This is a genomic window from Paenibacillus sp. FSL H3-0286 (assembly GCF_045040705.1).
Classification (GTDB): domain Bacteria; phylum Bacillota; class Bacilli; order Paenibacillales; family Paenibacillaceae; genus Paenibacillus_AQ; species Paenibacillus_AQ odorifer.
In genome coordinates, this window is record NZ_CP150285.1 from 5806308 (window position 1) to 5821371 (window position 15064).

At 45.9% G+C, this 15064-nt stretch carries 12 protein-coding genes; 1 reads left to right on the plus strand and 11 read right to left on the minus strand.

Features of this window, described 5'->3' with window-relative positions; translation table 11 throughout:
- Positions 1 to 6: 6 nt before the first annotated feature.
- The 8 genes from MHB37_RS25950 to nifB all read right to left on the minus strand — a co-directional run bounded on the left by MHB37_RS25950 (position 7) and on the right by nifB (position 9105).
- Positions 7 to 573 carry a DUF269 domain-containing protein gene (locus MHB37_RS25950; RefSeq protein WP_076279961.1) on the minus strand — a complete coding sequence of 189 codons (567 nt, stop codon included), beginning with the start codon at positions 571 to 573 and terminating at the stop codon, positions 7 to 9.
- Positions 557 to 961: a nitrogen fixation protein NifX gene (nifX, locus tag MHB37_RS25955; protein WP_076146356.1), complete on the minus strand. Its 405-nt coding sequence runs from the start codon at positions 959 to 961 to the stop codon at positions 557 to 559. Before nifX ends, MHB37_RS25950 begins: the two co-directional genes overlap by 17 nt.
- A complete protein-coding gene (nifN, locus tag MHB37_RS25960; protein WP_076186360.1) occupies positions 927 to 2264 on the minus strand; it encodes a nitrogenase iron-molybdenum cofactor biosynthesis protein NifN in 1338 nt (445 codons plus the stop codon). Before nifN ends, nifX begins: the two co-directional genes overlap by 35 nt.
- Entirely contained in the window at positions 2254 to 3618 is a 1365-nt protein-coding gene (gene nifE, locus MHB37_RS25965; protein ID WP_405168676.1) for a nitrogenase iron-molybdenum cofactor biosynthesis protein NifE, read from the minus strand. Before nifE ends, nifN begins: the two co-directional genes overlap by 11 nt.
- A gap of 161 nt (positions 3619 to 3779) precedes the next feature.
- Entirely contained in the window at positions 3780 to 5321 is a 1542-nt protein-coding gene (gene nifK / locus MHB37_RS25970) for a nitrogenase molybdenum-iron protein subunit beta (RefSeq protein WP_405168677.1), read from the minus strand.
- Positions 5318 to 6781: a nitrogenase molybdenum-iron protein alpha chain gene (gene nifD / locus MHB37_RS25975; protein WP_076129186.1), complete on the minus strand. Its 1464-nt coding sequence runs from the start codon at positions 6779 to 6781 to the stop codon at positions 5318 to 5320. Before nifD ends, nifK begins: the two co-directional genes overlap by 4 nt.
- Positions 6782 to 6855: 74 nt before the next feature.
- Complete coding sequence (gene nifH, locus MHB37_RS25980) at positions 6856 to 7722, minus strand: nitrogenase iron protein (RefSeq protein ID WP_036679593.1); 867 nt, start codon at positions 7720 to 7722, stop codon at positions 6856 to 6858.
- Positions 7723 to 7728: 6 nt separating this feature from the next.
- Positions 7729 to 9105: a nitrogenase cofactor biosynthesis protein NifB gene (nifB, locus tag MHB37_RS25985; RefSeq protein WP_405168678.1), complete on the minus strand. Its 1377-nt coding sequence runs from the start codon at positions 9103 to 9105 to the stop codon at positions 7729 to 7731.
- Between the two features lie 662 nt (positions 9106 to 9767).
- Here nifB and MHB37_RS25990 point away from each other — a divergent pair.
- The gene (locus tag MHB37_RS25990; protein ID WP_036679597.1) at positions 9768 to 10595 is read left to right on the plus strand and encodes a TerC family protein; all 828 of its coding nucleotides are present in this window, start codon (positions 9768 to 9770) and stop codon (positions 10593 to 10595) included.
- A gap of 78 nt (positions 10596 to 10673) precedes the next feature.
- On the opposite strand, the gene MHB37_RS25995 is transcribed toward MHB37_RS25990, so the two are convergent.
- From MHB37_RS25995 to MHB37_RS26005, 3 genes are all read right to left on the minus strand, one after another.
- On the minus strand, positions 10674 to 12335 hold the full coding sequence (locus MHB37_RS25995) for a response regulator (RefSeq protein ID WP_076303284.1): 1662 nt from the start codon (positions 12333 to 12335) through the stop codon (positions 10674 to 10676).
- Positions 12313 to 14076 (minus strand): sensor histidine kinase, encoded by a 1764-nt coding sequence (locus MHB37_RS26000; protein ID WP_038573096.1) that lies wholly within the window; start codon positions 14074 to 14076, stop codon positions 12313 to 12315. Before MHB37_RS26000 ends, MHB37_RS25995 begins: the two co-directional genes overlap by 23 nt.
- A gap of 83 nt (positions 14077 to 14159) precedes the next feature.
- The gene (locus tag MHB37_RS26005; RefSeq protein ID WP_038573097.1) at positions 14160 to 15047 is read right to left on the minus strand and encodes a carbohydrate ABC transporter permease; all 888 of its coding nucleotides are present in this window, start codon (positions 15045 to 15047) and stop codon (positions 14160 to 14162) included.
- Positions 15048 to 15064 lie beyond the last annotated feature (17 nt).

The window sequence follows — 15064 nt, forward strand, 5'->3', positions numbered from 1 at the left end:
TGGAATCTAACCCTCCAGACCATCCGTTCCATAAAGAGCTGTCATTTCATTAAATTTATCCATAAAGGCTAACCCTTCTTCTACACAAGCAACGCCGTAGCGAATTACTTTCTCCTCAGAGGTAAAAGGAAACGGAAAACCTGCTCTCAAGCTTTTTAACACAAGAATAATCCGATCACTATATAAAAGAGCACGCCCAAATCCTTCCCCGTTTATTTCAGATGAACTCTGAACCAGAACCCCACTCTTCTCCTCGATCACGCCCGCCACCGCCTGAAACAAGAGAGGAACCTGCAAACGGACTTTTGGAGAAACCGCGCAGTTAAAATCAGATTTGTTCTTATCTTCAGCGGAAGCGAGAAACAATCGTTCGATCTTCTTCTGTGGTGAAAGAGAAGCATGTCTTCCAAAAAAGTCTTCTGTATCAAGCAATTGACACAACCGCCGTATGAACATCTTTGCTATATCTTTATCCAGCTCTTTCTCCGTGGTTCGACTACGGCGGTTTAATACTGCCGCTTCCGGAGCAACCCGGCCCATTAATGCAGCACTCTCATTAGCTATGGGATCCATCTACACTCGCCCCTTCCGCTTCATTTTCAGCATGTAATACCTTGGCTAGCCACATCGGTGGTTTGCCCTGTAGCATTTCAACAATCCGCTTCACTTGCTCATCAATAGGACTGCCTGGTGGAACCTTTACCGGCATAATTTTACGACGTGTGACTCTTGCCGCTGCTGAGGCTCCAATCTGCATGATGAATATTAGTGTGCAATCCTCTACCACCTCCAGACGACTCTCTATTTTGCCTGCTTCATCCTGATTGAGAATCGTTGGCAGTTTACGAAGATCTATAAGCTCCCCGCCACTTTTGGTAACTTTATAAATTGCGAACATCGGACTCTGCCCAAAATGGGCATTCACTCTAATTCCATCCTCTGTAGCGAATGCTACTTTCACGATGTTCCTCCTCCCTTCGCATTAACAGATTCGCCGCTTTATTCGTCCACTCCATCGCTCCCCGATACCCTACAGAAGTGGCCATATAAGCACCAAGCTCATTCCAAACGGGAAATCCAGCCGCCATAAATGCTGCATCTAACCGCGCCGCTCCATTTATCCCATGTGAGTTACCGATCCATAAATCTGCACCTTTACCCAAAAACTCAACATCATCCAGATCACCGACCCATACCTCTCGTTCCATCTCAACCACCAAAGGAGTTTCATAGGAAGTGACCAGGGCCTTTTGCTCCACCCCCAGCTCTTCGAGCCAAGAAGATACGGTATACAAATGATCTGGCTCCAGCGCAACAAGTGCAGACATTCCCGCAAATTGAAAATGAGCATCCAGCATGCTATCCAATAAATTCTCTCGTTGCCAGCAATAACGAAGCTGTACCGGCTCCCCGCTAATTTGATGCAGAAATTGCAAAATATCATCCGTTGCTTTAAGCCCCATAGCACTCTCGAATACTTTGTAGGGAGTTCCCAGCGCATTATGCAGTCTTCTAGCTGGACGCTCCATACTTCCGCCGATGGCAAGGGTTAGACCCGAATGCAAGCTTTGCAGCATCGAATCTAGAGGCACCCCACCTCTTGTTAGCGGTGAAAATCCTGTCAGCAGATGCCCAGACAAAGAGGTCGATATATCAGGTACAGCAATTACCTCAAAACCGAAGGAGGATATCATTTCTTTCAGCTCCATCACATCACCCGGCGTCAGAAACGATCCCGGCAAGAGGGTAATCTGACGTGAATTCACACTCCTTGAACCCCGATGGCCTACCTGCTGAATCATCTCATCAAGCATCGCCTCCACGGTAGAACTGAACCCCGATTCCAATGAACCACGAAAGTCAGGTAAGGTGACGGAAAAAGCAAGCCCACCCCGCATGTTCCGCTCCCTTTTATAGGTCTTGAGCATGGATTGATAATCCACTCCAGCCACATCCGTCAGCTCAGTCCCAATAATGCCTATAATGTCTGGTCGGTGTTTACTGAGTATGGTATTTAGAGCTTCCTCTAAATTACGATTCGCATCAAAGATTACATCCATCTCCTGCAAAGCAGAGGTCTGTACGGCTATTGGCTCGCGAAAATGCCGGGTAAGCAGCGCCTTCGGAAATGCGGAACAACCTTGCGCGCCATGCACAATAGGCAATGCCTTGTAGCAACCCTGAAATGCCAGTACGGAACCAAGGGATTGACCGATTTTGATTGGATTAACTGAAGTAGGTTTACTCCTTTTGTTAACGGTCATAGGAAGGTTCCTCCTTATCCCAGGGAGCGGCACTGGCAGCCAGCTTCCAGATTGGATTAGCAAGAGAATACGTCAGCTCCTTAGCCAGCCTTAGTAAACCTTCGTAACCAGCATAGGCCTTGTGTCTTTCTTGATTAATATCGATAAACGGAATTTGCTCTTTCATTGCCACATACATATTCCGTCCGCCAGCAATCATAATATCTGCCTTACGATCCCGGACGGTTTTGATAATTCGGCTTGCCCCGCCCTCCGGGATATATTCGGTGTCATCACCAACACGATCCGCTATACGCCGTACATCATCTTCCGTGCTTTTGTTCGTGCCTACACCTACCACCTGAACGCCTAACTCCTTCAGTGCGGAAATAATCGACCAGCTTTTTACTCCACCCGTATAGAGAACTGCTTTCTTTCCTTTAAGCAGCTTGCGGTAGGGCCGCAGCTCCTGAATCAGTCTGCTTTCCTCTAGTTCCGTCAACCGATCCACACGCCGCTCCATCTCACGGTCATTCAGCAAATAAGCCATTTGACGTAAGGAATAAGTTGTCTCCTTGGCCCCATAGAAGGAGCCTTCGAAATAAGGAATGTGGTATATTGCCTCCATTTCTTTTGCCAGACCTAACAATGCACGGCTGCACACAACCATATTCACTTTTGCATGATGTGCCCATGTAATTTCCTTATATCTTGCATCCCCTGTAATTCTGGACATTAGCGTAATTCCAACACTCTTCATTAATTTCTCGATATCCCACATTTCACCCGCGATATTGTACTCCCCAATCAAATTCACACCTAAAGGAATCTCAATCTCTGGTTCACCTGTGCCAATTACATATTGTAGCAGCGCTTCACCAGCCAGCCGATTTCCAAGATTCTTACTGCCTACGAATCCGGGGCTGTTCACGGGGATCACAGGAAGCCCCAATCTGCCTGCCGCTTCCTTGCATACCGCATCCAAATCCTCGCCAATCAATGCTGTCACACAGGTCGCATATACAAATATTGCCGGAGGCATAAAGCGCCCGGCAATATAGTCAATGCTATCTTTCAGTTTCTTTTCTCCGCCAAAAATAATATCGTTATCGTTGAGATCTGTAGTGAATCCGTATTGTGAAAGCGAAGGCCCGCTTGACAAAGCCCCTCTACTTTCCCAGCTATTCCCGGCACAAGCAGCCGGCCCATGGACAAGATGCGCAGCATCCATGATCGGCAGCAGCGTGATTTGGGCTCCGTCAAAGGAGCAGCCCCCAGCCGCTTCGCCCGGCTTGGGGCGTGGACATGGTTTCGATTTCGGAGTTAAGCTCCCGCAAGCTTGCGCGTCGAATACATCGTTTCTGATGGACTCCATCGTACCACCTCCCGTAACTGAATACTCCTTACGCTTAAAATGCTCAATTATTCAGTCTCACTACGATAAATATTGCACTTCCGGCCGCTCCCCAACGCTCGGCTCCATATGAGGACGAGGGAATGAATCGGAAGTATACGATTCGGCTTAACGTTCTCCTACTAACGAACAAGATCGTGGTTGAAGCCAGATGAATCCTCATCCAACCCCTGCAGAATTGTATTTACTATAGTAGTTAACAAGTTCAAGGCACCTTGATAACCGATAATCGAATAACGATGCAGATGATGGCGGTCAAAGACAGGGAAGCCTACACGGATCAAAGGAACGTCGGCATCTTTGGCAGCAAATTTAAGATGAGAGCTTCCAATGGCCAGATCCACAGGATCATCAATCAGCAGAGAGCGCATATGCCACAAATCATTTCCGATATGAACCGTTGTTTCTGCTCCGTAGGGGCTGGCAGCAAGCAGAGCTTTCGCTTCTTCTTTAAATCCGTTTTCCCCATTAGAGCACACAATATGAATAGGCTCTATACCGACTTCCAGACAGAATTCAATCAGGCCGATCAGCAAATCCGGATCGCCAACTAAAGCCACTCGTTTGCCATGCAGATAAGGGTGGCTATCGAGTAAAGCATCCACTACCCGGCCACGTTCTTCCACAAGCTCAGGCGGAATGGGCAATCCCGTTAATTCACTGATAGACTCTATTAGCCGATCTGTGGCATGAATGCCCAGCGGAGTCGACATCGCAACGGTCTGTTGTTTCCATGTGCCGCTGATGTATTCCAACGTTTTTTTGACAGAATATTTCTGAAGTGAAAGAGTTCCCAACGCATTAGCTGCCTTCGGCACATCCGCCAGCTTCGTTCCCCCATAATAATAGGAATATTCACCTGTAGCCGGGGAATCAAAATTGCCGCTGTGATCACCAAGGAAGGTGTAGCCTGTATCAAACGCGGCAAGGATTTTTCGAATTTCCGCAAAATTCCCCGTATAAGGCTCAAACCCTAAAATGACATTCAGCTTCTCTCCAGTTCCCTCTCCACTGCCAGGGGTAGCTTCAATCCCAGAGCGGATGAACAAGGTACTGAGGATAGACTTTAACATGGAATCGTAACCTGTAATATGTGATCCGGAAAAACTTGGCGTGTTGGCGTAGGGCACTGGAATTTCGTTCGAAATTGCACCCTTCTGGCGGGCATTGGATATAAAAGCCTGCAGATCATCCCCTATAACCTCAGCCATACATGTAGTGGATACAGCTATCATCTCTGGCTTATAGAGCGCCACACTATTTTCAAGACCATCAATAAGATTGTTCATCCCTCCAAACACCGCACCATCTTCTGTCATAGAGGAAGAAACTGCGGGGGTCGGCTCCTTGAAATGACGGCTTAAATGACTACGAAAATACGCAGTGCAGCCTTGAGAGCCATGTATAAACGGCAGAGTTTTCTCGAATCCCAGCGCAGCCATCAAGGCTCCTAGGGGCTGGCATGCTTTATGAGGATTAACTACCAGTGAGGTGCGGGCAAAATTCTTATCCTTATATTCAGACGACTTCGAGTAGGCTAATGCTTCTGCTGTCTCTTGCTCACTGCAGGGTGCCTCGAATGCTTTTTTCCCATCACGTTGCTTCACATAGGGTTCAGTTTGAAATAATGTATTGTAATCTGGGATCTCCAGTTTTTCCTTCATACGCCCGCCTCCTTTTTAGGGAGTGATCCTGTTTTCCCTGAATTAATCAAGCTCCACACCGGGCTGTTAATGGTCATGTCCATGTCCTTAGCAAAAATCTTAAACCCATCATAGCCATGGTAAGGACCACTATAATCCCAAGAGTGCATTTGCCGGAAAGGAATACCCATCTTGTGATACACATATTTCTCCTTCACACCCGAGCCCATCAGATCAATATCAAGTCTTTGCGCAAGCTCTTCCAGCTCGTAAGCGGTTGGATCATCGTAAATAATAGTGCCTTCCGGAAGTTCAGGAAATGTCTTCTCGTAATCATCCTTGTGAGCGAACTCATAACCTGTGCCCACTACCTCCATCCCCAGATCCTCATAAGCCCCCAGTGTATGGCGGGCACGTAATCCACCTACCAGCAGCATGACCTTTTTACCTTCCAGCCGGGGTTTAAATTTAGAGATTATCGCCTCCATTTGTGGCGTGTACTTAGCGATGACTTTCTCGCAGTTTTCCTGAATATATTCATCAAACCTTGCGGCGATGGCTCGAAGGCTTTCAGCGGTTTTGGTCGGCCCGAAAAAGTTGTATTCCAGCCAAGGAATCCCATATGCTTTCTCCATCGTCGTTACCATATAGTTCATGGAGCGATGACAGTGAATCAGATTGAGCTTCGCCTTATGCGCAATCGCCAATTCATTGATGGTTCCATCCCCAGACCACTGCGCAATAACACGCAGACCCATTTCCTCCAGTAAAATGCGTGAAGCCCAAGCGTCCCCACCGATGTTATAATCTCCGATAATATTAATATCGTAAGGACCACATTCCGCAAGCTCCTTCTTCCCCATCAGAAAATCACGGATCGCATCGTTAGCAATATGATGACCCAAGGATTGGCTAACCCCACGGAACCCTTCACAACGAACGGGAATGATCGGGATACCTAGCTCGATAGACATTTTTTTGGACACCGCTTCAATATCGTCTCCGATTAGCCCCACAGGACACTCTGATTGGATCGAAATTCCTTTAGCCAGTGGGAACATTTCTTTAATTTCACGGCAAATGACTTCAAGCTTCTTGTCACCGCCAAATACAATATCTGTCTCCTGAAAATCACTCGTCACCTGCATAGCCGTAAAATTATCAATGCCCAGTGTTCCGTTGGCATAATTCCGTCTTGTTCCCCAGCTATATTGCCCACAACCTACAGGACCATGGCTGATATGCACCATATCCTTGATCGGGCCCCAGACCACGCCCTTCGAACCGGCATAAGCACATCCTCTTTGGGTCATAACCCCCGGACGGGACTTCATATTCGATTTGATGGCGCATTTGCCACAGTTTATTAACTCTTCATTATTGATTTCAAAATGCTTCTGACGATCCTTCCGTGCCTTTTCCGGGTAAGCCTCAAGAATCTCTTCGAGCATCTTTTGGTTATCTTCGATATTAAGCCCCATTCTGAACCCTCCTCATCCCTTAGAGTGATCCGGTGAACAGCCGTCTCTCTACTCTGTTCACCGGACGAACCTAATTATTGGCCAGATGCCTTCAGCTTTTTCAGCGCCGTCTCTTCATCCTCAATCACACCAAATTCCATGAGTAAATCCTCCAGCTCTTCCATAGAAATCGGGGTCGGGATTGTCATCATATTGTTATTCAGGATCTTTTCTGCCAAAATCTCATATTCTCTCGCTTGCTGATGATGAGGATTATATTGGGCTACGGTCATTCTTCGCAGCTCTGCATGCTGAACCACATTATTCCGCGGGACAAAATGGATCATTTGTGTATTCAAACGGCGTGCCAGCTCCATAATGAGCTCATCCTCACGGTCCGTATTACGACTGTTGCAGATCAGACCGCCCAATCTTACGCCACCGCTGTTGGCATACTTTAGAATTCCGCGCGCAATGTTATTGGCCGCATACATAGCCATCATTTCCCCGGAGCATACGATATAAATTTCCTGTGCTTTATTCTCACGGATCGGCATTGCAAATCCACCACATACCACGTCACCAAGTACGTCATAGGATACAAAATCCAATCCTTCATAAGCCCCTTGCTGCTCCAAAAAATTAATAGCTGTAATAATCCCGCGGCCGGCACAACCCACACCCGGTTCAGGTCCACCACACTCCACATTAAGAATGTCGCCATATCCCAACTGAACTACATCCTCAAGCTCCAAATCCTCAACCGTTCCTCTTTCTGCTGCCAATTGGAGCACTGAATTCTGAGCTTTAGTGTTCAAAATCAGCCGTGTGGAGTCCGCTTTAGGATCACAGCCTACGATCATTGTTTTTTGACCAAATTTAGTGGCGAGCTGCGCCAAAGTGTTCTGCGAAGTTGTGGATTTACCGATACCGCCCTTACCGTAAAAAGCTATTTGTCTCATCATTCATCATCCCTTCGAAATCGATATATTTTCAAAATAAGAGCTGATCTTCACACTTTCGAGAATCGCATCCTGTATTTCACCTTTACGCACCAGAGGCAATACTCCGGCTTTATTTAAGCTGGCGCGAGGGACATCGCCAATACCAGAGCAGAGCAATATTTGACAGTCCTTTAATATAGAAATAATTTCTTGTAACGTGGCATTCTTATCCCCATTACAATCCGCTTTACCGTGGCAATAGGCCTGAATCTTTCTGATACCTAGCAGTTTCACGTTTATTCCATCCGTTTCATAAACCATGAACTCTGTCGCGTGGCCAAAATGTTGATTGACCTTATCCCCACCACGTGTAGCAACAGCGACTTTGGTGGTGTGCTGCCCTTGCTGGAAAGAGTTCTGCCTTAGCTCTTTGGCTTTGACACGCTGACGGATTTTGGCATCGAGTTCACGTTGAAAGAGCGCTCTAGCTTGCTCATTAATAACTGGATTTTCATCCATCTTTTCTAATATAAAATCCTGATTACGATCCTGACCTAGCAGCCCAATGGCATCAGCACGGCATTGCCGACAATGGCGCATGACCTTCATCCCTTCGCGCCCAAGCACTTCCTGCAGGTTGTGCAGTTCTTTAGGACGCGGCGCCTTGCGCCCATCCCGTTCATACTGACTTCCCGGTGCGATAATTAAAGGCGTCACATTATGCAGAGTTGCCCCGAGCGCTTTAACTGTTCGCGATACTTCAGGGAGATGATGATCATTGACCCCTGGAATCATAACGGAATTAACTTTAACAAGAACACCTTGCTGCGCCAGCAGCTCCAAACCTTGAAGCTGGCGGCTGATCAGCAGCTCCGCTGCTTCTTGTCCTTCGTACCGGATCCCTTCGTCAACAACCCATGGATAAATTTCACGGCCCACATTGGGATCAATGGCATTGATGGTGATCGTGACATGACGGATACCTAGCGCTAGTATGGCATCTACATGCCTGTAAAGGGTCAATCCATTAGTACTCAGGCAAAGGGTAACATCAGGGACCTGCCGCTTGACTCGTTCGAACGTGTCAAAGGTTCGTTCTGGATTCGCCAGCGGATCACCCGGACCTGCAATCCCAACTACCGACAGTTGCATCAGCTGTGCGGCTACACCTTTCACTTTGCGTTCAGCTTGCTCTGGAGTTAGCACTTCACTAACTACACCAGGCCTGCTTTCATTCACACAATCGAATTTTCGGTTGCAGTAATTACATTGGATGTTACAGGCGGGAGCAACCGGGATGTGCATCCTAGCAAAAAAACGATGAGCTTCCTCGCTGTAGCAGGGATGGCGGCTGAGCTCCTCCTCTGCTTCAATGGATAACCTCGATGACGCCTGCGGCATTTCTCCACCTCCTAAAAATTTTATGCAGCATGAACTACTAGTACTTCTTCGCAGTAAAACTCACTCTGATAGAACAACTGATGTAATTTTAGTTAACACACTTCTCGCTTGATTGCTTTGATTAGTTTCATCATATTTTCATCAACCTACATCGTCAATCGAGTTTTCCCTTTTTAAGTCCTGTTTTTCCTTATGTTTGCAGTTTCGTCATATTAAATGTGAGTTTATATAACCTATATCTATCATGTTTCCGTTTCCATTTTATTCAATCTCTGTTGATTCTCCGTCATCATGTCATGTTTCTGGCCATTTTAAGGAATCTTAAAAGATAGAATCCATTTATTTCTGCAACTTTTATTGACAATGACTTTCATCTCGTATATGATCTCTTTAGGCAAGAACACATTGAATAATCTTAAAAATTTAATATATCCCGTAAAGGGGAGTAGCTGTTAAATAAAGTCGTCAATACGAGAATATGAGGATATTCTCCGGCTTTATTGGCAATTCACATTGTTAGCGAGACCTTTACCAATCAGGTTAGACCTTTATTCCAAAGGCTAATCTGTTTGGTAAAGGTCTTTTTTATATAAATTTGGTTAAAATGGTAGGGTAGATATCTTTTGGTAGATATTTGCATTCAAAAAGGGAGGACAACAGTAATGGATTGGGGATTATTATTAGAGTACGGTTGGGTATTGCTTGTTCTGGTAGCACTAGAGGGACTACTCGCCGCAGATAACGCATTGGTATTGGCAATTATGGTTAAGCACCTTCCTGATGAGGAAAGAAAAAAAGCGTTGTTTTACGGATTAGCGGGGGCCTTCGTGTTCCGATTCGGTTCGCTATTTGTCATCTCCTATCTGGTCGATATCTGGCAAGTACAAGCCATCGGCGCGATTTATTTATTATTTATCGCGGGTAATCATATTTTCCGAAAACTGTTGTTTAAGAAGCCCGTCACAGATGAAGCTGCTGAAAGCGGCACTGACGGTGCGGTCAATAAAAAGAAATCCAGCTTTTGGTTTACTGTTCTGAAGGTAGAAGTTGCTGACATCGCCTTCGCGGTCGATTCCATCCTAGCCGCAGTTGCACTCGCGGTTGCTCTTCCTGCAAGTGGTCTTCCAAAAATCGGAGGCCTTGATGGCGGACAATTCCTCGTCATCTTTGCCGGTGGATTTATCGGTCTGGTCATTATGCGTTTCGCAGCTTCCTTCTTCGTTAAGCTGTTGCATTCCCGTCCAGGACTTGAAATTGCAGCCTTCTTTATCGTAGGTTGGGTGGGTGTTAAGCTGTCAGTCATTACATTGGCGCACCCTTCACTTGGTGTTCTGTCCGAAGATTTCGCACATAGTACCTGGTGGAAAGCCACCTTCTACGTTGTGCTCGTACTCATCGCTGTAATCGGCTGGTTTATGAGTAGCCACAAGGTTGAAGAGAATGTTGGCGAGAATCCGGTTCGAGAAGTAGACAAACAACTCGGTAAATAATCGTTAAAATACAGCCACAAACCATACCCCGAAAGATGCACCTTCTGAACAGGTGTCCGTCTTTCGGGGTATTTTTATTTATCCTCGTTTTTGCTCTCGATATTCCTGCGGCGTACAGCCAACGGTTTTTTTGAAGAATCGAAAAAAATAGTGCTGATCACTAAACCCGAGCTGGCCGGAGATCTCGTGCATTTTTAGAGCAGTTCCAAGCAGCAGCTCCTTACTCAGCTCCACTTTTTTCTCCAGAATATAATCAGAAATCCCCTTCCCTGTCGTTCTTTTATACCAGCGTGACAGATAGGACGGATTAAGTGAGACTTCCTGCGCAATCCGGGTTAAGGACAAATCATCAGCCAGATGGGATTTAATATATTGGTGGATCATGGACAGGATATTCGATTCATCATGTTTATAGGTAGCGCTTCTGTTCGAGATAATCCATTCAAAAAACGTGTGATAAAAAGAGATGACATCCGACCAGTGTGTATTGATATTAAAATATAACATGCGTGATAAATTCATACCGCTATGTGCTTTTTCCGTTAAACCTAACTCTTGTAAAGTCTGCAGCAGGGTGTTACTGATCCCAGACATTAATCTTAATCTCAAAAAAGGATCCTCCGGCCCACCTTCCCCCGAGAGCTCCACCCATTTGCGAAAAGATGTGCCCCAATCGAGATCACCTTCAAGCAGCCGTTGTTTTAAATAGTCGAGCAGTAGTTCCGCTGTTGCATTTCGATTATGCATAGAACCTGGACTTGGGCCCACTTCCTTGGTATTTATCCTCAGCAGCTTTTCCATCCCAAGTCCGGGGCTATCAAAAATGGCTAATCGTAAACGGTTCAAGGCATAGTTCAGCTCATGCCAATGCACTTCCTGATCACTGGCGATGATAGACACAGATAGTTGCAGACATTTGCCACAGGCTTGCTGAACGGATTCCATTGTTCCGTGGACGAAGCGCAGCGTTTTTAACCAGAGCTCTTCTTCCTTGATTGAGGATACACTTTCACTTTTAGGCTGAACAAAACAAGCTATCGTCCCCGGATCCAGATCCACAGCCTTAACTTCAACCTTGTCGCTGAGCAGCTCCTCCGCAATATTGGCTACCGCATAACGAATTAAACTCCGGTCTGAAGCCGTTTCATAATTTCGCCAAGCCTCCATCCGCAGAATAATAGGCAGGACGGATCCATCCGCGTTGAACGGGAGCTGAATGGCATCGAATTCAACCTGCAAGCTCTGCCGGTCTATCCGTTCGGTGCGTCTTAGAATATCGTGTAATAACTGCTGCTGTAACTGGGGCAGAGCGCGCGGGAGCTTGTCGCGAAGCCACTGGCTTTTATAGAAATAATCCTCTTCTGAAGATATTTTCTCCAAAGTCAGCTCCACAGCGGCACGAATTTTATCCATCCCCTCTGTCTTCAATAAATAGTCAACTACACATGGATTTCGGATCGCCTGATGGGCAAAATCGAATTCATTATGTCCTGTCAGCAGAATTACTTTACAACGTGGCCAGCGGTCGACAATTTCCTGAATTAACGCCATCCCATCCATACCTGGCATACAGATGTCACTAAGCACAATATCTATTTTTACGGTATTAAGCCAGTCTATGGCATGATCCGCTGAATGAACCTTTATGATCTCCAAATCTTTAAAATCTGCCTTTACAAAAAATTCGTACAGCCCATCCAAAATATTAGGCTCATCATCAACTATCATCATTCGTTGCATCCTGCACGTCCCCTTTAAGCGGTAAATTGACTCTTACACAAAGTCCGCCCAAACTGCTTCTCTCTGCCATCAAGCCATAAGGGGAACCAAATTTGATCCTCAATCTCTGATTTACATTTAATAAACCCGTGATCTCCCCCTGAATGGCATTCTGCTCGGAGAACTGGCGCTGCAAGAGATTTAACTTGTCCTCACTAAGTGAGTCACCGTTATCTTCTATTATAATAGTCAGCGTATGCTCAACTTTTTCATAACTCATTTTTAATAGGCCATTGCTGCTTTTTTGCTTAAGCCCATGCTCGAATACATTTTCAATAATGGGCTGCAGGAGAACCCGTGGGACTTTGATGTCCCGGCAATCCGCTGCAATCTCATCTACCTCAGCTCTAATTCTCGCGCCAAAACGAATCCGCTGTATAGCCAGATAGACCAAAGCATGCTCCTGCTCTTGCTGCAAAGTAACCTCCTGGGCGGAATCCCGGGTCATGTACCGAAAATATTGCCCTAAATAATCAGAGAATTCCTTGATCAGCTCTACATTTTCCACCTCAGCCATCTGTTTTATGCTAAATAGACTGTTATAGAGAAAATGAGGCGTGATCTGCGATTGTAAATGTTTAAGCTCCGCTTCCCCTGTCCGGATACGCTGCACGTAGTTCTCATCGATTAACGTATTCAGATGCTTCAGCATCTCATTGAAACGAGAATATAGATACCCAAACTCATCCCTGCGGGAGTGAGTTATAAAGATCCCCGTCTGCCCCTGCTCCGCTTTCTTAAACCCCCTGATAAGAATAGACATCGGGCGATGAATCATCCTGTATGTCCATAAAGAGAACAAGATAATGATCACTATCGAGACAACGAACAACAACCATAGCAACAATGAGTAGACATGAATCGGCTTCATGAGCACCGTATTGGGAATATTTGCGGTCAGCCTAAAGTTATTGCTGTGATCGTAGAGCGAATAGTAAAAAGAATTATCAAAACGATACCGCTGCACACTTACAGTCTCTTCACTATTTAGTGGTTTCTCTATGGGGAACAACCTGGGCTTCTGGTCAGAAGTTGATATCACATAATCGTTATTGCCGAAGGCTAACGTAATATCGCTCCCCCCTGATACCGCAAATTCTTTCAAACGCAACTCAAGCTCAGGTGAGGAAAGCTTCACTCCCAGCAAAAAATTAGGTGAAAGATTGCGATCCAGGTTATAAGGATTACTACGCAGTAAATATAAGTCGTCTTCGTATTTAGATAAAGCACCCTTCAGATTACCCATAGTGGCCAGCAGACTTTGCCATTCCTCGTTGGTGACATCCCTAACCCCCACCGCAGCGCTAACCCGCTTATTAATTTCCGGGACATAATACACAACATCACTAATATAAGGACTGGTTTCTTTGATTTGTTTTAGCTTGGTGTATATATTGTTCAGATTAGAATCCACTTCGTACCGGCTCATAATTGGAATACGGGTACTGAAGGTAGCCAGCGTTTCATCCTGAGAGTACTCCGTGACTAAGCCCGTTATCCGTTGCAGCTCAAATTCAAGATGGCTGTAGTAAAAATGAACCTTCGATTCGTTCGCCCTCTCCACTTCAGCTTGCATTTGGTTGGAGCTATAGTAGGTAATAGATATACTCAGCGCACAGAGTGGAAGCATGACCAATAGGAAAGCTCCGATCAGCTTGATCACAATGGAATCGGGGTTCCACCCGATGGAGAATGATTTCATTGGAATTTTCTCCCTCTTCTATCGAATAATAATAAAGAAGGAGCCATGTTCAGGCTCCTTCTTATTTTTAGGTCCAGTCCAGTTTAACCCTTTACACTACCCACGACTAGTCCATGCACAAAATATCTTTGCAGGAACGGATAAATCGCCAGGATCGGAATGATAGACAAGAAGATCTGGGAGGCTTGCGTTGTACGGTCTGAGATTTGGTTTAATAACGCAGCTTGTTCAAAAGTAATATTTTCGGTCTGGATCGATACCTGCTGAAGTATGGATTGTAAATAGGTGGCCAGCGGATAATGTTCCGGGCTTCTCATATAAATCATGCCATCGAACCATGCATTCCAGTGACCTACCAAAGCGAACAACGTAATGGTCGCAATACTTGGCATAGATACCGGCAGATACACACTCCACAACGTACGTAAGTGTCCTGCGCCATCCATCCATGCGGCTTCCTCCAATTCTTTTGGCAAACCTCTGAAGAAATTGAGCATGAGCAGAACATTAAAGATCGGCACCGCGCCCGGTATAACAAGCGACCAGATGCTATCCAGCAGCCCCATTTCTTTTACAATTAAATAGCCAGGAATCAGACCCCCGCTGAAGAGCATCGTGAACACAAAAATCCAGGCATACACGGTCCGTGAGCGGAAGGACTTTGCCTCTTTAGACAGCGGATAAGCTACTAGAATCGTAAACAACAAGTTAACGGATACCCCAAGCACTACCCGAAGCAGACTAGTTCCGAAGGAGTGAATGAACTGGTTGTTCTGAAGGATATATTTATAGGAAGAAAGAGTGAAATCCACAGGCCAGAAGGTTACGCTACCCGCGTTAACAGCTGCGCTGGAGCTGAAAGAGATCGCCAGAATATTCACGATTGGAAAAAGACAAAGCACCGCGAGCAAAGTCAGAAATACATAATTGCAGCGGAGAAACCAACGATAAGCAGTTGAAGTATGGTGCATTTAGTCCACTCCTTTCT